The 17,052-nt window shown below is 73.4% G+C and carries 16 protein-coding genes; 5 read left to right on the forward strand and 11 right to left on the reverse strand.

Going from position 1 to position 17,052, the window contains the following annotated elements; all coding sequences use genetic code 11:
• Nucleotides 1–38 precede the first annotated feature (38 nt).
• Nucleotides 39–824: an inositol monophosphatase family protein gene (locus tag BLW14_RS07090; RefSeq protein WP_256332985.1), complete on the reverse strand. Its 786-nt coding sequence runs from the start codon at nucleotides 822–824 to the stop codon at nucleotides 39–41.
• A 94-nt stretch (nucleotides 825–918) separates the two neighbouring features.
• A complete protein-coding gene (locus tag BLW14_RS07095) occupies nucleotides 919–2,046 on the reverse strand; it encodes a ferrochelatase (RefSeq protein WP_093705443.1) in 1,128 nt (375 codons plus the stop codon).
• A gap of 210 nt (nucleotides 2,047–2,256) precedes the next feature.
• On the opposite strand from BLW14_RS07095, the gene BLW14_RS07100 reads away from it, so the two are divergent.
• On the forward strand, nucleotides 2,257–3,579 hold the full coding sequence (locus tag BLW14_RS07100) for a D-arabinono-1,4-lactone oxidase (protein ID WP_093705445.1): 1,323 nt from the start codon (nucleotides 2,257–2,259) through the stop codon (nucleotides 3,577–3,579).
• A 16-nt stretch (nucleotides 3,580–3,595) separates the two neighbouring features.
• Here BLW14_RS07100 and BLW14_RS07105 read toward each other — a convergent pair whose 3' ends face one another.
• A complete protein-coding gene (locus BLW14_RS07105; protein ID WP_093705447.1) occupies nucleotides 3,596–4,639 on the reverse strand; it encodes a hypothetical protein in 1,044 nt (347 codons plus the stop codon).
• 495 nt (nucleotides 4,640–5,134) lie between these two features.
• Here BLW14_RS07105 and sepH point away from each other — a divergent pair, with 495 nt between their 5' ends.
• Nucleotides 5,135–6,193: a septation protein SepH gene (sepH, locus tag BLW14_RS07110; RefSeq protein WP_019521018.1), complete on the forward strand. Its 1,059-nt coding sequence runs from the start codon at nucleotides 5,135–5,137 to the stop codon at nucleotides 6,191–6,193.
• A 75-nt stretch (nucleotides 6,194–6,268) separates the two neighbouring features.
• On the opposite strand, the gene BLW14_RS07115 is transcribed toward sepH, so the two are convergent.
• Complete coding sequence (locus BLW14_RS07115; RefSeq protein ID WP_093705449.1) at nucleotides 6,269–7,099, reverse strand: sulfurtransferase; 831 nt, start codon at nucleotides 7,097–7,099, stop codon at nucleotides 6,269–6,271.
• A 231-nt stretch (nucleotides 7,100–7,330) separates the two neighbouring features.
• Between BLW14_RS07115 and BLW14_RS07120 the strand changes: the two genes are divergently transcribed.
• Nucleotides 7,331–8,107 carry a VOC family protein gene (locus BLW14_RS07120; protein WP_177153911.1) on the forward strand — a complete coding sequence of 259 codons (777 nt, stop codon included), beginning with the start codon at nucleotides 7,331–7,333 and terminating at the stop codon, nucleotides 8,105–8,107.
• Here BLW14_RS07120 and BLW14_RS07125 read toward each other — a convergent pair.
• A complete protein-coding gene (locus BLW14_RS07125; protein WP_093705453.1) occupies nucleotides 8,079–8,525 on the reverse strand; it encodes a hypothetical protein in 447 nt (148 codons plus the stop codon). The genes BLW14_RS07120 and BLW14_RS07125 overlap by 29 nt on opposite strands.
• A 97-nt stretch (nucleotides 8,526–8,622) precedes the next feature.
• Between BLW14_RS07125 and BLW14_RS07130 the strand changes: the two genes are divergently transcribed.
• The gene (locus BLW14_RS07130; RefSeq protein WP_093705456.1) at nucleotides 8,623–8,976 is read left to right on the forward strand and encodes a MerR family transcriptional regulator; all 354 of its coding nucleotides are present in this window, start codon (nucleotides 8,623–8,625) and stop codon (nucleotides 8,974–8,976) included.
• A gap of 2 nt (nucleotides 8,977–8,978) precedes the next feature.
• Here the strand turns inward: BLW14_RS07130 and BLW14_RS07135 are convergent, their stop codons facing one another.
• The 4 genes from BLW14_RS07135 to BLW14_RS07150 all read right to left on the reverse strand — a co-directional run bounded on the left by BLW14_RS07135 (nucleotide 8,979) and on the right by BLW14_RS07150 (nucleotide 14,673).
• The gene (locus BLW14_RS07135) at nucleotides 8,979–9,629 is read right to left on the reverse strand and encodes a thymidine kinase (RefSeq protein WP_093705458.1); all 651 of its coding nucleotides are present in this window, start codon (nucleotides 9,627–9,629) and stop codon (nucleotides 8,979–8,981) included.
• A 58-nt stretch (nucleotides 9,630–9,687) separates the two neighbouring features.
• Nucleotides 9,688–10,878 (reverse strand): alkaline phosphatase family protein, encoded by a 1,191-nt coding sequence (locus tag BLW14_RS07140; RefSeq protein ID WP_093705460.1) that lies wholly within the window; start codon nucleotides 10,876–10,878, stop codon nucleotides 9,688–9,690.
• Entirely contained in the window at nucleotides 10,878–11,474 is a 597-nt protein-coding gene (locus tag BLW14_RS07145) for a DUF5998 family protein (RefSeq protein ID WP_018520601.1), read from the reverse strand. Before BLW14_RS07145 ends, BLW14_RS07140 begins: the two co-directional genes overlap by 1 nt.
• A 91-nt stretch (nucleotides 11,475–11,565) precedes the next feature.
• Nucleotides 11,566–14,673, reverse strand: coding sequence for a bifunctional acetate--CoA ligase family protein/GNAT family N-acetyltransferase (locus BLW14_RS07150; protein ID WP_093705462.1), 3,108 nt, complete (start codon nucleotides 14,671–14,673; stop codon nucleotides 11,566–11,568).
• A 172-nt stretch (nucleotides 14,674–14,845) separates the two neighbouring features.
• On the opposite strand from BLW14_RS07150, the gene BLW14_RS07155 reads away from it, so the two are divergent.
• The gene (locus tag BLW14_RS07155; protein WP_018520603.1) at nucleotides 14,846–15,127 is read left to right on the forward strand and encodes an HPr family phosphocarrier protein; all 282 of its coding nucleotides are present in this window, start codon (nucleotides 14,846–14,848) and stop codon (nucleotides 15,125–15,127) included.
• Nucleotides 15,128–15,292: 165 nt separating this feature from the next.
• On the opposite strand, the gene BLW14_RS07160 is transcribed toward BLW14_RS07155, so the two are convergent.
• Together BLW14_RS07160 and BLW14_RS07165 are read right to left on the reverse strand one after the other, a co-directional pair.
• Nucleotides 15,293–16,003, reverse strand: coding sequence for a GntR family transcriptional regulator (locus BLW14_RS07160; protein WP_093705463.1), 711 nt, complete (start codon nucleotides 16,001–16,003; stop codon nucleotides 15,293–15,295).
• A 202-nt stretch (nucleotides 16,004–16,205) separates the two neighbouring features.
• A complete protein-coding gene (locus tag BLW14_RS07165; RefSeq protein ID WP_093705465.1) occupies nucleotides 16,206–17,039 on the reverse strand; it encodes a M23 family metallopeptidase in 834 nt (277 codons plus the stop codon).
• Nucleotides 17,040–17,052: the final 13 nt, after the last annotated feature.

Raw genomic sequence — 17,052 nt, forward strand, 5'->3', positions numbered from 1 at the left:
CTGCCCGGGGGCGGACTCCGGCGCCCGGGAGCCCGGGATCAGTCGTGCCAGGCTCCCAGCTCCTCCAGGAGGGCCTGGAGCGGTTCGAAGACACCGGGGGACGCGGCGACGGTCAGCTCCCCGTCGGCCGGCCGGCCCGGGCGTCCGCCGGTCAGGGCCCCGGCCTCCCGGGCGATGATGTCGCCCGCGGCCAGATCCCAGGGGTGCAGGCCGCGCTCGTAGTAGCCGTCGAGCCGGCCGGCGGCCACGTCGCAGAGGTCGATCGCGGCGGAGCCTCCCCGCCGGATGTCCCGCACCCGGGGGACCAGCTCGCGCGCCACCTCGGCCTGGTGGGCCCGGACGTCGGCGACGTAGTTGAAGCCCGTGGCCACCAGCGCCTCGGCGAGCGGGGCGGTGGGCCGGCACCGCAGCCGGACCTGTTCGTCGCCGTAGGGTCCGCCGGTGACGAAGGCGCCGTGGCCCCGGCGGGCGTAGTACGTCTCGCCGCGCATCGGAACCTCCACCACACCCGCGACCCGCTCGCCGTACACCTCGACGCCGATGGAGACGGCCCAGGACGGCAGCCCGTAGAGATAGTTCACGGTGCCGTCGAGCGGGTCGATGACCCAGCGCACCCCGCTGCTGCCCTCGGCTGTCGTGCCGCCCTCCTCGCCGAGGTAGCCGTCGAGGGGGCGGCGGTCGACCAGGTACTCGGTGATCAGCTTCTCGGCGGCGATGTCCATCTCGGTGACGACGTCGACCGGGCTGGACTTGGTCGCGGCCACACCCAGTCCCGCCGGACGGCCGTCGCGCAGCAGCCGGCCCGCGAGTTCCGCGGCTTCCATGGCGAGGTCGAGCAGGGTGTCCACTAGGTGTTCGACTTGGGTCACGGCGTTCCTCAGGAGGTTGGGAGAGCGGCGGGCGGGGAAGGGCGAAGGCTTACGCGTAGGGGCTGTCGGCGCCCGCGGCGGCGGGCTTGGGGGCCCTGGCCGGGCAGCAGCCCACCGGGCACAGGTCGTGGCTCGCGCCCAGCGTCCCGAGGGCGCACCGATCGGTCCTGCGGCCCTGCTCGGCGGCGGCCCGCTCCAGGACGAGGTCGCGCACGGCCGCGGCGAAACGGGGATCGTCGCCGACCGTCGCGGAGCGGCGTACCGGCAGGCCCAGCTCGGCGGCCTTGGCGGTGGCCTCGGTGTCGAGGTCGTACAGGACCTCCATGTGGTCCGAGACGAAGCCGATGGGCGCCATCACGACGGCGGGGACACCGTCGCCGTGGAGGGCCTCCAGGTGGTCGCAGATGTCGGGTTCCAGCCACGGGATGTGCGGGGCGCCGCTGCGCGACTGGTAGACGAGCCGCCAGGGGTACGCCGTACCGGTCCGCTCGCGCACCGCGTCCACGATCAGCCGGGCCACGTCGAGGTGCTCCGCGACATAGGCGCCGCCGTCACCGTGGGCCTCCACGGGACCGGAGGTGTCGGCAGCCGAGGTCGGGATGGAGTGCGTGGTGAAGGCCAGGTGGGCGCCCGCGCGCACGTCCTCGGGCAGGTCCGCCAGCGAGGCGAGGACGCCCTCCACCATGGGCTCCACGAACCCGGGGTGGTTGAAGTAGTGCCGGAGTTTGTCCACGCGCGGGACGGGAAGGCCCTCGGCCTCCAGGGCGGCCAGCGACTCCGCGAGGTTCTCGCGGTACTGCCGGCAGCCGGAGTACGAGGCGTAGGCACTGGTTGCCAGGACGGCGATGCGGCGGCGTCCGTCGGCGGCCATCTCGCGGAGCGTGTCGGTGAGGTACGGGGCCCAGTTGCGGTTGCCCCAGTACACCGGCAGATCCAGTCCGTGCTCGGCGAAGTCCTTGCGCAGCGCGTCGAGCAGGGCCCTGTTCTGGGCGTTGATCGGGCTGACGCCCCCGAACAGGAAGTAGTGCTTGCCGACCTCCTTGAGCCGTTCCTCGGGGATGCCGCGGCCGCGGGTCACGTTCGCGAGGAACGGAACCACGTCGTCCGGGCCTTCGGGGCCGCCGAAGGAGAGCAGGAGCAGGGCGTCGTAGGGGGCGGGATCGCGCAGATCGGACATGCCCTCGATCCTGCCACCCCGGCTCCGGCCGGGTCCCACCGACATCCGGGAGCGGGTGCGCGGCCGGTCCCCTCGGGGGCGCCGGGAGGGGTGGATGCATATGCGAGAACCGTGAGTATGATCCCCCTCCAACCGGCCGGTAACCCGTGGTTTCCGTCCGGGGGAAGCGCCGGCTGGGTGGGCCGGTTCCTAGGGAAGGGCGCGGGGAAGATGACCGAGACCTACGCACGGACGGCGACGAGCCCGTGGCGCAACTGGGCGGGGAACGTCACCGCGCGGCCGGCCAGGACCGTGTCCCCCGCATCGGTGGACGAGCTGGCCGAGACCCTGCGTAGGGCGTCCGAGGACGGGCTGCGGGTGAAGCCGGCCGGCACCGGCCACTCCTTCACCGCGACCGCGGCCACCGACGGGGTGCTGATCCGGCCCGATCTGCTGACGGGCATCCGCGAGATCGACCGCAAGGCGATGACGGTGACGGTCGAGGCGGGCACCCCGCTGAAGCGGCTCAACGCCGCGCTGGCCCGCGAGGGCCTCTCGCTCACCAACATGGGCGACATCATGGAGCAGACGGTCGCGGGGGCCACATCCACCGGGACGCACGGCACCGGCCGTGACTCGGCGTCCATATCGGCGCAGATACGCGCCCTGGAGCTGGTCACCGCCGACGGCACGGTCCTGACCTGTTCGGAGACCGAGAACGCCGACGTGTTCGCGGTGGCGCGCATCGGACTCGGCGCCCTGGGCGTGATCACCGCGATCACCTTCGCCGTGGAGCCGGTCTTCCTGCTGACCGCCCGCGAGGAGCCGATGGGCTTCGACCAGGTGACGACCGACTTCGATGAGCTCGTGGCCGAGAACGAGCACTTCGAGTTCTACTGGTTCCCGCACACCGGGAACTGCAACACCAAGCGCAACAACCGCAGCGCCGGTCCCGCCGCCCCGCCCGGCAAGGTCAGCGGCTGGGTCGAGGACGAGCTGCTGTCCAACGGCGTCTTCCAGGTCGCCTGCGCGCTGGGCCGGGCCGTGCCCGCCACGATCCCCTCGATCGCGAGGATCTCCAGCCGGGCCCTGTCGGCACGTACGTACACCGACATCCCGTACAAGGTGTTCACCAGCCCGCGCCGCGTGCGGTTCGTGGAGATGGAGTACGCGCTGCCGCGCGAGGCCGCCGTCGAGGCGCTGCGCGAGGTGCGGGCGATGGTGGACCGCTCGCCGCTGCGGATCAGCTTCCCGGTTGAGGTGCGCACCGCGCCGGCCGACGACATCGCGCTCTCCACGGCGTCGGGCCGGGAAAGCGCGTACATCGCCGTCCACATGTACCGGGGCACGCCGTACCAGGCGTACTTCACGGCCGTGGAGCGGATCATGACCGCGCACGGCGGCCGCCCGCACTGGGGCAAGATCAACACGCGGGACGCCGCGTACCTCTCCGGGGTGTATCCGCGCTTCGGCGAGTTCACGGCCGTGCGGGACCGGCTGGACCCGGACCGCCTGTTCGGCAACGACTACCTGCGCCGGGTGCTGGGGGACTGACCCGGCGCACCCGCGCTCACTCCCCCGTGCCGGTCCCTTCCGGCGCGGGGGCGCTCTCGGTGGCCGTGGGATCGGGCGCAGTGCTCCCGCCGCCGTCCGTGGTGCCGGGGGTGGGTGTGGGCTCGGGCTCGACCGCGCCGCCCGCCGGGTCCGAGGGGGTGGGCGTGGGCGTCGCCCCTTCGGTGGGACCGCCGCTCCGGTCCGGCTGCGGGGCGGTGCCGCTGTCGTCCTGGCCACCGGTGTCCGGGGACGCCGTACCGCTGTCGTCCTGCCCGCCGGGGTTCGTCCCGTTCTCTTCCGGTCCGGTGGTTTCGGCGGGCTCGGGCGTGGAAGGCCCGCTGCCGTGGCCACCGCGTACGACGGAGCCCACGGTCGTACCGTGTCCGCCGCTCAGGTCGCCGCCGGAGATCAGCTCGTACGTGGTGATGCCGGCCATGGAGACCGCGAACACCACGGCCGCCCCGATCGCCGACCGCTTCCAGCCGCGCAGCCGGGTGCCGTGCGTGGTCGCCGCGGAGAACTCCTCGTCCGCCAGGGGGGCCGTGGCGGGGCTCCGCAGCACGGTCGTCACGTCCGGCTCGACGCGGCGCAGGAGCATCGTGGCGTCCGGCTCGACGCGGCGCAGGAGCATCGTCTCGTCCGCCGCCGGCGCGTCCGCCCGGCGCAGCACCGTGGTGGCGGCGGCCACCGCTCCCGCGTCGTCCACCGCTCCGGCGTCGTCCACCGCTCCCAGCAGAACGGTCTCCTGCGCGGAGGGCTCCGGCCGACGCGGGCCGGTCTCGCGGGCGTGGATGGTCACCTCGCGGTCCGGGTGCTTCACCTGGACGGTGACCTCGCGTATCTGCTCACCCGTACGACGGAAGAAGTGCTGGAACACCGAGCCGCCGCAGGTGGCCACGACGCTCATGACGCCGGCCCCGGCGATCGTCCCGTACACGCCGAGCTGGGAAGCCGCCACTGCCGCCGCGACCGCCGCGACCGCGCTGCCCGCGACCTGGGGCAGGCTCAGATCGATCCGCCTCTCCTTGGGTTCTATGTCGCTTTCCGGCTTCTGCACCATTTCCAGCCCTTGATTGACATCTCTCCCACCATGCACCAACTAGGGACACGTGAGCGAAGCCGAAAGTTCCGGTTGCGTGGATTATGTGAAGCACGACACGGATCATGGGCAGGAGGCGTCTGGAGGGGTAGGTCAACTCCCGCACCGCACGAGAACTTCGACGGCGCGGCGGTCCACCCACATGGCCCGAATGGAGTACTGTGGCGAGCCCTGGGGCCGGACACCCGCGCGGGCGTCCGGAACCTTCGGGAGGGGGCCGAAGGAGGCACTCGATCCGGCGGCGCACGGCATCGCACGGCGGCCAGCTACACGGAGTGACCATCGGTCACTTTGCGTTGCGCAAGGGCTACCGTGGCATACCGGCGATCAAGGGCTCACGCCCGACACGCCGGGCAACACGGCAATGTTGTGGCAGGCTGCACCCGGGCAGGCCACACTCGACTAGCGGAAGCAGCGACGCACGTGACGTCGGCAGGCACCACCCGGGAGGTCCCCATGCCCGAACTGCGTGTCGTGGCCGTCTCCAACGACGGCACACGACTGGTGCTCAAGGCTGCGGACAGCACGGAGTACACGCTTCCGATCGACGAGCGGCTGAGAGCCGCCGTGCGCAACGACCGCGCCCGGCTCGGCCAGATCGAGATCGAGGTGGAGAGCCACCTCCGCCCGCGCGACATCCAGGCACGGATACGAGCAGGCGCCTCCGCCGAGGAGGTCGCCCAGTTCGCCGGGATCCCCGTCGACCGTGTCCGCCGCTTCGAGGGCCCCGTGCTCGCGGAGCGCGCCTTCATGGCCGAGCGGGCCCGGAAGACTCCCGTGCGCCGTCCCGGCGAGAACACCGGCCCCCAGCTCGGCGAGGCGGTGCAGGAGCGACTGCTGCTGCGCGGCGCCGACAAGGAAACCGTCCAGTGGGACTCCTGGCGCCGCGACGACGGCACCTGGGAGGTCCTCCTGGTGTACCGGGTCGCCGGTGAGCCGCACTCGGCGAGCTGGACGTACGACCCGCCGCGCCGGCTGGTCCAGGCCGTCGACGACGAGGCCCGTTCGCTGATCGGCGAGACGGACGAGGTCGCGGCGCCCGAGCCCAGCTTCCCGTTCGTCCCCCGGATCGCCCGGCTGCCGCGCGACCGGCCGCTCGACCGCGCGCTGGACCGGCAGATCGAGCGCCCGGCACCGCCGCCGCCCCCGGAGCCGGAGGAGCGGATCGCCGGAGTGACCGCGAGCGAGCGCGATTCGCTCACCAGCCTGCTGGAGGCGGTCCCGAGCTTCCGCGGCGACATGGTCGTACCCGAGCGGCCGGCTCCGCCCGAGCCGCCCGCGATCGAGCCCGCGGAGCGGGAGCCGGAGGCCGAGGAGCCGCCGGCCGCGTCGGCGGGTGCGGGCTCCGCGTACGCGGACGTGCTGATGCCGCGTGCGGTCGCCGGTCACCGCGACCGGCTGACCGGGACGACGGACCGGCAGGCCGAGGCGGACGGGGTCCGGCCCGGGCGCCGGGCGGCGGTGCCCAGCTGGGACGAGATCGTCTTCGGCACACGCCGCAAGAAGCAGGATTAGAGAAGGCCCGCCGGCATGGCAGGGGCCCGTACGCGAGCGCGTACGGGCCCCTGCGCGTCGGGCGACGGCGTTCCGTTAGCTGGGGTCGGGTCCGGTGGCGACCGGGCGCGACTCGTCGGCGGACCAGTGGGACCAGGAGCCCGCGTAGAGGGCGGCCCGGTGCCCGGCGAGCTCCAGCGCCAGCACCTGCTGCGCCCCGGAGACGCCCGAACCGCAGTAGACGCCGACCTCCGCCGTGTCGCCCTCGACGCCGAGACCGGCGAACCGGGCGGCCAGGCGCTCGGCGCTCAGGAAGCGTCCGTCCGTGTCCACGTTCTCGCCGGTCGGGGCGGAGACCGCGCCGGGGATGTGGCCGCCGACCCGGTCGATGGGCTCGACGTCTCCCCGGTAGCGCTCGGCCGCCCGTGCGTCGAGCAGGACACCCGAGCGGGCCAGGGCCGCGGCACCGTCCGCGTCCAGCAGCGGCAGCGCGCCCGGCGCGGGCACGAAGTCGCCCTCCGCGGGGTCCGGGGTCTCCTTCGACAGCTCCCCCGCCCAGGCCGCGAGCCCGCCGTCCAGCACCCGGACGTCACGGTGCCCGGCCCAGCGCAGCAGCCACCAGGCGCGCGCCGCCGCCCAGCCCTGACCGCCGTCGTAGACGACGACCGGGCTGTCCTTCCGTACCCCGGCACGGCGCATGGCCGCTCCGAAGGCAGCCGGGTCGGGCAGGGGGTGGCGGCCGCCGTCGCCCGCCGGGCCGGCGAGTTCCGTGTCGAGGTCGACGAAGACCGCGCCGGGGATGTGCCCCGCCTCGTAGTCGGGCCGGCCGTGCGGGCCGCCGAGCTGCCAACGTACGTCCAGGAGCACCGGCGGACGTGGCCCCGCCAGTTCGCTCGCGCATTCGGATACGGAGATGATGGGCTTCATGCGTGCCATCCTCGCGCAGACACCCGGCTGCCCGTGACAGAGATTGAAGACGCCATACCACGACAAACCGGGCCCCCTGTGGCGAGATCCCGCAATGGACGGCGCGGCCGGAGGGCATCCCGCGCCCGGTGGTGCGAGCATCTGCACGGGGCGTACCCGACTCGCACCGCACCCCGGCGCGGCGGCCCCGATTTCCCGTACGGCCACCACGATGGTCCGAGGAGAGTGACGATGACCGAGGCTGCCGCCCGGCGTACACCCGGAACACCTTGCTGGGTGAGCCTGATCGTGCACGGCCTGCGCACGACCCAGAACTTCTACGCCGAGTTGTTCGGCTGGGAGTTCGGCCCCGGCCCCGAGCAGCTCGGCCCGTACGTACGGGCGCTGATCGACGGACAGGAGGTCGCGGGCATCGGGCAGCTGCCGCCGGACCGCCACCTCCCGATCGCCTGGACGACCTACCTGGCCACCGACGACGCGGACCACACGGCGGAGGCCGTCCGGGCCTGCGGCGGCACCGTCGGCGTCGGGCCGCTGGACGCGGGCGAGGCGGGCCGTCTGGCCATCGCCTCCGACCCGGGCGGGGCCGTCTTCGGCATCTGGCAGGCCGCCGCACACATCGGCACCACGCTGGCGGGGCGGCCCGGCACCCCGGTCTGGAACGAGCTGGTGACCCGGGAGACGTCGACGGTCGCCAAGTTCTACCAGGCGGTCTTCGGCTACGAGACCAAGGCCGTCGTCTCGGCGGACTTCGACTACCAGACCCTGCACCTCCGGGGCCGGCCGGTGGCCTCCCTGCACGGTGTCGGCCACGCCCTGCTGCGCGACCGGGGGCCGCACTGGATGACGTACTTCGAGGTGGCCGACACCGACGAGGCCGCGCGGCGGGTGGCGGAGCTCGGCGGTCACGTCCTGAGCCCGCCGAGAGAGGGCCCGAGCGGCAGAGTCGCGACCGTGGCGGACCCGGAGGGCGCGGTGTTCACGATCCAGCGGTCGGCGAAGGGCTGACGGCCCTCCGCTCCCACCGCCAGGGCAGCAGCTGGACGACACCGAACGCCACTTCGGCCACCAGGAACAGCCAGAGCCAGTACGGGGCGCCGTGGGCCAGCGCGTACGCCTGCCACAGGGCGAACAGCGTGCGCGCGGCGCCGTCGTACAGGCCGCGCGCCGGCAGGGGCCGGAGGATCCGCAGGAGCGCCCAGACGACCACCACCGAACCCATGAGGTTCGCGTAGAGGGTTTCTATCGGGTCGAGGGCGGGCAGGGCGCCCGCCCCGGTCGCCTCCCCCAGCCGGGACAGCACGCTGTGCACCAGCGTGTACGTCCACGGGGTGGCGAAACCCGCGGTGACGACCAGGTCGTACCACGCACTCGCGCGTACGAAACGCGGATACGCGGGGTGTGAGGGGGTCACGGTACGGATCACGGCGGGGCTCCTGCCTGCTTCCTCGACGGACGCCCCGACCGTAAACAGTGGAGTACTGTCCAAGGTCAAGTCCGGGAACCCAGGGGGTGGGAGAGCCGTGCGCATCGGGGAGCTGGCCGCGCGGACGGGGCTGAGCAGGGACGCCATCCGCTTCTACGAGAGGACGGGGCTGGTCACCGGGGAGCGGCTGCCCAACGGCTACCGGGACTTCCCGCCGGAGACGGTGCCGTGGCTCGCGTACGTCCGTACCGCGCAGGCGCTCGGCTTCTCGCTGGCCGAGATCGCGCGGACCGGCGAGGAGCTGCGCGACGCGCCCGACAGTGCCGAGGCGCTGTCCGCGCTGTTCGAGGAGAAGATCGCGGCGATCGACGCGCGCATGGCCCGACTCAGCGCGCTGCGGGCCGATCTCTCCGCACGGGCCGGCTCGGGCTGCCCGCTGCGGGCGGGCTGAACTCAGGTGGAGGACACCGGCAGGACGTCCGGGGAGAGGGCGCCCGCCTGTGCGGAGGCCGCGGTCGCGCGGCGGCGGTGGTGGCGGCGGCAGAGCACCTCGTAACCGACCTCGCCGGCCTGGCGGTTCACATCGCCGACGACGACCTGCGCGCCCTCGACGACCATTTCCCCGTCTATGGTCCGGGCGTTGTGAGTGGCCCGGGAACCGCACCAGCAGAGGGCCTCGACCTGGAGCTGTTCGATCCGGTCGGCCAGCTCCACCAGCCGCTGCGAGCCGGGGAACAGGCGGGTGCGGAAGTCCGTCGTGATGCCGAACGCGAAGACGTCCATCTCCAAGTCGTCGACGACCCGGGCCAATTGGTCGATCTGGTCGGGGGCCAGGAACTGCGCCTCGTCCACGATCACGTAGTCGACCCGGCCGCCCTTGGACAGCTGGGCGACGAGATACGCGTAGAGGTCCATGCCCTCGTCCGCCTCGACCGCCTCCGTGACGAGGCCGAGGCGGGAGGACAGCTTCCCCTCCCCAGCCCGGTCGTCCCGGGTGAAGATCACGCCCTGGAGCCCCCGGGCCGAGCGGTTGTGGCCGATCTGGAGGGCCAGGGTGCTCTTGCCGCAGTCCATCGTCCCGGAGAAGAACACAAGCTCGGGCATGAGGGGTTGAGCACCTTTCGGGACGGGCGGAGAGAGCGGCTGAACGGAGGCGCCGCGGCTAGGAGCGTACTTCGAGGAGCGGGACGAACTGCTCGACGGGGGTCATGGAACCGTGCATGCCGGCCATGGCCGACTCGTGCGGTTCGTTGCGCGAGGCGATGATCACCACGTCGTCGTGGGCGGCCGCGACCACGTCACCGATCCTCCCGTACACCCGCTCGTCGATCGTGGGACCGAACCAGCCCGCGGCGACGGCCTCGTCCCGGCTCGCCACCCAGAACTGCTCGCCCAGCACCTCGCGCCAGACGGCCAGCACGTCGGAGGCGGCACCCGGGACGGCGTACACGTGCCGGGCACGGCCCTCGCCGCCGAGCAGCGCGACGCCGGCGCCCAGCTCCCAGTCCTCGTCGAAGTCGATGCGGGACTGCTCGTCGAACGGGATGTCGATCATGCCGTGGTCGGCGGTGATGTAGAGCGCCGAGCGCGGCGGCAGCTGCTCGGCCAGGCGCCGGGCCAGCCCGTCGACGTGCATCAGCTGTCCGCGCCAGGCGTCGGAGTCGGTGCCGAAGCGGTGCCCCTTGCCGTCGACCTCGCTGTAGTACGTGTAGACGAGCGAGCGGTCACCGGCCGCGAGCCGTTCGGCGGCGGTGTCCATCCGTTCCTCGCCGCTGAGCCGGCCGAGGAAGGAGCCGCCGCTGAGCGCGACCTTGGTGAGCGGGGTCTGCTCGAAGGCCGGGGCGGAGACCTGGGCGGTCCGCACACCGGCCGCGTCGGCGAGCTGGAAGAGGGTGGGGTGCGGCTGCCATGCCTTCGGCGGCGTCCACGGCTTCCAGCGGAGCTGGTTCATCAGCTCGCCGGTCTCGGGGTTGCGGACCGTGTAACCGGGAAGGCCGTGCTCGCCGGGAGGCAGCCCGGTGCCGACGGAAGCGAGCGAGGTCGCCGTGGTCGCGGGGAAGCCCGCTGTGATCGGGCGGCCGGTGCCGCCGCGCGAGGTCGGCAGCAGCGCGTGCAGGAACGGGGCCTCGTCCGGGTGCGCCTTGATCTGCTCCCAGCCGAGGCCGTCGATCAGGAAGACGCAGTTGCGGTCGGCGGGGGTGAGTTCGCCGATGGCCGCGTCGAAGCCCGGCACTTCCTGACCCGCGAGCAGGGTCGGCAGCAGGTCGGCCAGCGAGCCGCTGCCGTACTCCGGGACGGGCGCGGATTCGACGGACAGCGGGACGAAGTCGTCCTGCCAGGCCGGCTGAACCATCAGCGGCCGGCCGCGGGGGTCGCGGCCGTGGCCTCGGAGAGCGCCTGCGCGAAGGCGAGGGTCTGGCGCACGGTGTCCGGGCCGTCGCCGGCCTCGCTGACCCGCAGGCTCAGGTCGTCGGCGGTGGTGCTGCCGGTGTAGCCGTGGTCGGCCTCGCAGTTGGGGTCGCCGCAGGCGGCGGGCTCCAGGTCGATGCGGGAGACCGCGCCCCAGCCGATGGTCAGGACGACCTCGCGCGGCAGCGTGCCCGGGACGTACTTCTCCGGGTTGGCCACGACACGGCTGACCACGACCGAGGAGATCCGGTCGAGCTTGACCGACTCGGTGGAGGTGGTGGCGTACGGCGACGGGGAGCTGGTGTCGGCGTTCTGCTCGTCGGTGTGGCTGACGATGAAGCGGGTGTCCGTGAGCACCAGCACCGTGACGTGCCGGCGCACCTCGTTGGAGTCGAAGGTCGTCTCCTGGTGCACGAGGTACGAAGCGACCGGCTCACCGCCCACGGCGGCCTCCACCGCCTCGGCCACGAGGGCCGGGTAGTAGCCGCTGCGCTCGATCGCCGCGCGCAGCCCCTGGGTGGTCGTACCGGTCTTAGCCATGGGACCCATCCTACGGGGGCCGGACGGCTGCCGGGGACGCCGCTGCGCCCCCGCGCGGGCCGGTACAGGGCGACGCGAGCGGGGGCGCGGGTCAGTAGTTGGACAGGCGGCGGGGGCCGAGGTCGGTCCGGGCCGGAGGCGGTGAGAGGCGGACGCTCGCCCCGAGCACGGAGAGCCCCTGCGGGGCGACCACGACCGGTTCCAGGGCGATGGAGACCACTTCGGGGTGGTCGTCGACCAGCCGGGAGACCCGCAGCAGCAGTTCCTCCAGCGAGGCGGTGTCCACGGGCGCCGCCCCGCGCCAGCCGAACAGGACCGGGGCCGCGCGGATGGACCGGATGAGTTCCGCGGCATCCCGGTCGGTGGCCGGGACCAGGCGATGGGCGGTGTCGCCGAGCAGTTCGGAGGGCGCGCCGGCCAGCCCGAAGGAGAGCACGGCGCCCGCGGCCGGGTCGATGGTGGCCCGTACCACGGTGTCGACGCCGCGCGGCGCCATGGCCTGCACGACGGGCCGCAGCTCAGCGGGCTTGCCGAGCAGTTCGGTCAGATCGCCGTACGCGCGGCGCAGCGCGGCCTCGCTGTCGAGGTCCAGGCGTACGCCGCCGAGGTCGGCCCGGTGGCGCAGGTGGGGGGCGGTCGTCTTCAGGGCGACCGGGTAGCCGAGCCGGGCGGCGGCGGCCACCGCCTCCTCCGGGTCGGGGGCGGCCAGTGTGGGGCGGACGGTGAGGCCGTAGCAGGCGAGCAGTTCGCGGGCCTCGTCGTGGCCGAGCGGCCGGCCGCGCGGGTCGGGGTCGTCACCGAGCAGGGCTTCGATGCGGGCGGCGGCGCCCTGGGGGTCGATGGTGTCGTCGAGGAAGTCGGGCACCTTACCGGGCACGGCTGCCTGGCGCCGCCACTGCGCGTACCGCACGGCCTCGGCCAGCGCCCGGACGGCGCGCTCGGCGGCTGGGTAGGCGGGGATACGCCCGAGGCGGGGGGCGTCCTGGGGGACGCCGGGGGTGTCGGAGATGCCTTCCGCGGCGGCGGGCTGCGCGGCGGCGGACGACGGGGGTGTGGGCGGCGGGGGCGTTCGGGGTGCGCCGTGTGGGGCGGGGGGCGTCGGTGTCGGGGTGGGGGCGTCGTGGGCGGGGGGCGGCGCGGGAGCCCCGGCAGGGGCGTCCATGACGGTCGGTGGCGCGGCGGGAGGCGTCGGGGCGGTGGTGTCCGTGACGCCGGGCGGCGCGGGGGCCCCGGCACGGCCGTCCGTCGTGCTCGGCGGCTCGGCGGGAGCCGTCGACGTGCCCTGGGCCGCGGTGAACGGCTGGGTTGCCGGGCGCTGCTGCGAAACCGTGCTGGTGGCGGCGGACAGCGCCTCCGCCAGGCCGCCGATCTCCACGTGCACCACGGCGACCGGCTTGGCCGGTCCGGCGGCGGCCGCCGTGTGCAGGGCGGTGGCCAGAACCTCTCCGTCGCCCGGTTCCGCCTCGCCGTTCTCGCCCACCCAGGGGATCGCCGTGACGATCACCGCGTCGCATCCCCCGTCGGCCAGCGCGGCCGACAGCGCGTCCCGGAAGTCCTGCGGGGTCGCGGACGTGGTGAGGTCGATGGGCGGGCGCGGCCGCAGCCCCTCGGCCAGGCAGACGTCGTACGTGAGGAGCCCGAGGGACTCGGAGTTGCCGAGGATCGCGACGCGTCCGCCCGCGGGGAGCGGCTGGTCGGCGAGGAGCAGTCCGGCGTCGACCATCTCGGTGACCGTGTCGACGCGGATGACGCCCGCCTGCCGCATCAGCGCGGAGACGGTCGAGTCGGGGATGCGGCTGATGGGGACGGCGTGGCCGGGCGGGGTGGAGCCGCTGTGCCGGGCGCCCTTGACCACGACCACGGGCTTCACGGCGGCGGTGCGGCGGGCGAGCCGGGTGAACTTGCGCGGGTTGCCCAGCGACTCCAGGTAGAGCAGGGCGACGTCGGTCTCCGGGTCGTCGTACCAGTACTGGAGGAAGTCGTTGCCGGAGATGTCGGCGCGGTTGCCGGCGGAGATGAAGGTGGAGAGGCCCGCGCCACGCCGGTAGAGGCCGGAGAGCAGGGCGATGCCGATGGCGCCCGACTGGGTGAACAGACCGATGCGCCCGGAGGCGGGCCGTTCCGGGGCGAGGGAGGCGTTGAGCCGGACCTCCTCCGAGTTGTTGATGATGCCGAAGGCGTTGGGCCCGATGATCCGCATACCGTACGAGCGGGCCTGGCGGACCAGTTCGCGCTGGCGGTCGCGGCCCTCGGCGCCCCACTCGGCGTAACCGGCGGAGAGGACGACCAGCCCCTGGACGCCGTGTTCGCCGCAGTCCGCGACGGCCTCCGGGACCCGGTCGGCGGGCACGGCGACGACGGCGAGGTCGACCGGCTCGCCGATCTCGCCCAGGGAGCGGTGCGCGGGGACACCGTCGATGGTGTCCTGGCCGGCCTCGAGGGCGCTGTTCACCGCGTGGACGCGGCCGGTGAAGCCCGCGCCGAGGAGGTTGCGCAGGACGGTGCGGCCGACGCCGCCGGGGTTGCGGCCCGCGCCGATGACGGCGACGGAGCCGGGGGCGAGCAGCCGCTGCACGGACTTGGCCTCGGCGCGCTGTTCACGGGCGCGCTGGACGGCGAGGGACTCGGCCGTGGGTTCGAGGTCCAGGGTGAGGTGGACGGAGCCGTCCTCGAAGCTGCGCCGCTGGGTGTAGCCCGCGTCCCGGAACACCTTGATCATCTTGGTGTTGGCGGGCAGCACCTCGGCGGCGAAGCGCCGGATGCCGCGCTCGCGGGCGACGGCCGCGATGTGTTCGAGCAGGGTGGAGGCCACGCCCCGGCCCTGGTGGGCGTCCTGCACGAGGAAGGCGACCTCGGCCTCGTCGGCGGGGGCCGAGGCGGGGCGGCCGGTCGCGTCGATCCGGTCGTAGCGGACGGTGGCGATGAACTCGCCGCCCACCGTCACGGCCAGGCCCACCCTGTCGACGTAGTCGTGATGGGTGAAGCGGTGGACGTCCTTGGCGGAGAGCCGGGGGTAGGGCGCGAAGAAGCGGTAGTACTTCGACTCGTCGGAAACCTGCTCGTAGAAGCTGACGAGGCGCTCGGCGTCGTCCGTGGTGATCGGCCTGATCCGCGCGGTGCCGCCGTCGCGGAGCACCACGTCAGCCTCCCAGTGATCGGGGTAGGCGTGATGCGGACTCTGCTCCGGAGAGGGCTGCATGGGCCCAGCCTACGGCCGTCGCACCGGTCGCGGGGGCGCCCGGGCCGGGGCAGTCTGAGGTGTCCGGACGACCGTGGGCACGGGCCCCGGAGGGCCCGCGGGTCGGCCCGGAGCATCGCGCACCACATGAGACACTGGTCTAGACAACCGTTGATTCGTGAAGGGCAGAACCATGGCTGAGCGCCGCGTAAACGTCGGTTGGGCCGAGGGCCTGCACGCCCGCCCCGCTTCCATCTTCGTCCGTGCCGCCACGGCTTCCGGCGTTCCCGTCACCATCGCCAAGGCGGACGGCAACCCGGTGAACGCGGCCTCCATGCTCGCGGTGCTCGGCCTCGGCGCCCAGGGCGGCGAGGAGATCGTGCTCGCCTCCGAGGCGGACAACGCCGAGGCCGCTCTGGACCGGCTGGCCAAGCTGGTCGCCGAGGGCCTGGAAGAGCTTCCGGAGACCGTCTGAGCCCGAACGGTCACGACCGCCGGAATTTTCGCGCGAAAGCCGCAGCCCCCTGCACGGGGAGCCGCGGCTTTTTCGTATGTTCACCGAAGTGGCGGCCGGGCCGAAAACGCCTCGCCGCCATTCACGATTTTACGCATGCCTTCATTTATTTGTACGCGACCTTTGTTAATTCCGGCCGCTCGTGGTGTTTACGGCACGTTGCGAAGTCCTCACGCGGCCGGCCCTGGGCACCATGCCGGATGCGGGGCGGGCGACCCGGCGCAACCGGTGTGCGGCGCCCTGGCGTTCGGCGAGCTGCGCGGCCAGGGCCCTCGCCCGCTCGGCGTCGCCGCGCGCCACGGCGTCCACGAGCGCCCCGTGCTCGGCCCACGCCTCGGCCGGACGGGCGGGCTGGTCGACCGCGTACATCCAGGCGATCTTGTGGCGCAGCTGTGTGAGCAGCGCGATGAGCCCGGGGCTGCCCGAGGCCTGGGCCAGCGTCTCGTGGAACCAGGCGGCGAGGGAGCGCAGGTCCTCGCCCTCGCCCCGGCGGGCCCGCTCCTGGCCGAGCCGGACCAGGCCGCGCAGGACCTTGAGGTGGGCCTCCGTCCGGCGCTGGGCCGCGCGGGCGGCGCTCAGGGGTTCCAGCAGCTTGCGGACCTCCAGGAGGTCGGCGGCCTCCTGCTCCGACGGCTCGGCGACGCAGGCCCCGGCGTGTCTCCGGGTGACCACGAAGCCCTCGGACTCCAGGGTGCGCAGCGCTTCCCGGACCGGGACGCGGGAAACCCCGTAACGCCGTGCGAGCACCTCCTCGGTGAGCCGGCTGCCGCGTTCGAAGACACCGGAAACGATGTCTTCACGGATTGCCGTGCATACCGAATGCGCCGGAACACGCATGTCCGAACCTCCGCCTCAATCCCCGCGAACAGCGGCCGATCGACACCTCTGCCGTGACTCTATTGCAATGCGCTCGCATTTCCGATGCCGGGCGGGAATTCATGAATATCTTTTGGTCACGGCCGGGCGGGGCGGACGGGGCGAAACGGGTACGGCGAAGGCCCCGGCGGGGTGCCGGGGCCTTCGCGGGGAGCCTGTGCGGTCAGACGCTGACGCCGTGGGCGCGCAGGTAGGCGACCGGGTCCATGTCGGAGCCGTAGGAGGGCGTGGTCCGGGCCTCGAAGTGGAGGTGCGGGCCGGTGGAGTTACCGGTGGAGCCGGAGAGTCCGATCTGCCGGCCGGCCGCGACGCTCTGGCCGACGGCGACGCCGATCGACGAGAGGTGGCCGTACTGGGTGTACGTGCCGTCCGTCATCCGCAGCACGATGTTGTTGCCGTACGCCCCGCCCCAGCCCGCCTCGACGACCGTACCGGCGCCGACGGCGACGACGGAGCTGCCGGAGGCGGCGTGGAAGTCGATGCCGGAGTGGCTGCCGGACGACCAGAGCGAGCCGCTGGACTTGTAGCCGGTGGTCACGTACGAGCCGGCGACGGGGAGCCGGTAGGAGGTGCCCAGAGCGGTGCGGGCGGTGGAGCGGCCGGCGCGTGCGGAGGCCTCGCGTGCGGCCTCGGCCTTCGCCTTGGCGGCCGCCTTGACCCTGGCCGCCTTGGCGGCGGCCTGCTTCTTCGCCTCCGCCGCCTTCTTCTTGGCCTTCGCGATGGCAGCCGCCTTCTTCTCGGCGGCGTCCGCCAGGCGCTGCTGGGCGGTGGCCTGGGCCTCGATCCGGTCGGCCAGGGTGCTCTCGATGGTGAGGATCCGGGAGAGCCCGGTCTCGGTGGCGGCGGGGGCCGTCCCGGTGTCGGCGGCGAGGGCCGGGGAGGCCAGCGAGCCGATGACGCCGGTGGTGGCGAGGGTCGCGATGCCGACGGCCTTGGCGCCGGTACGCGTCAGACGGCTCGGGGCACGGTGCTTCCCGGTGGCACGGGTGAACGCCATGGAGTGGCTGGTC

It is taken from the genome of Streptomyces sp. 2131.1, from assembly GCF_900105515.1.
In the GTDB taxonomy this organism is placed as follows: Bacteria; Actinomycetota; Actinomycetes; order Streptomycetales; family Streptomycetaceae; genus Streptomyces; species Streptomyces drozdowiczii.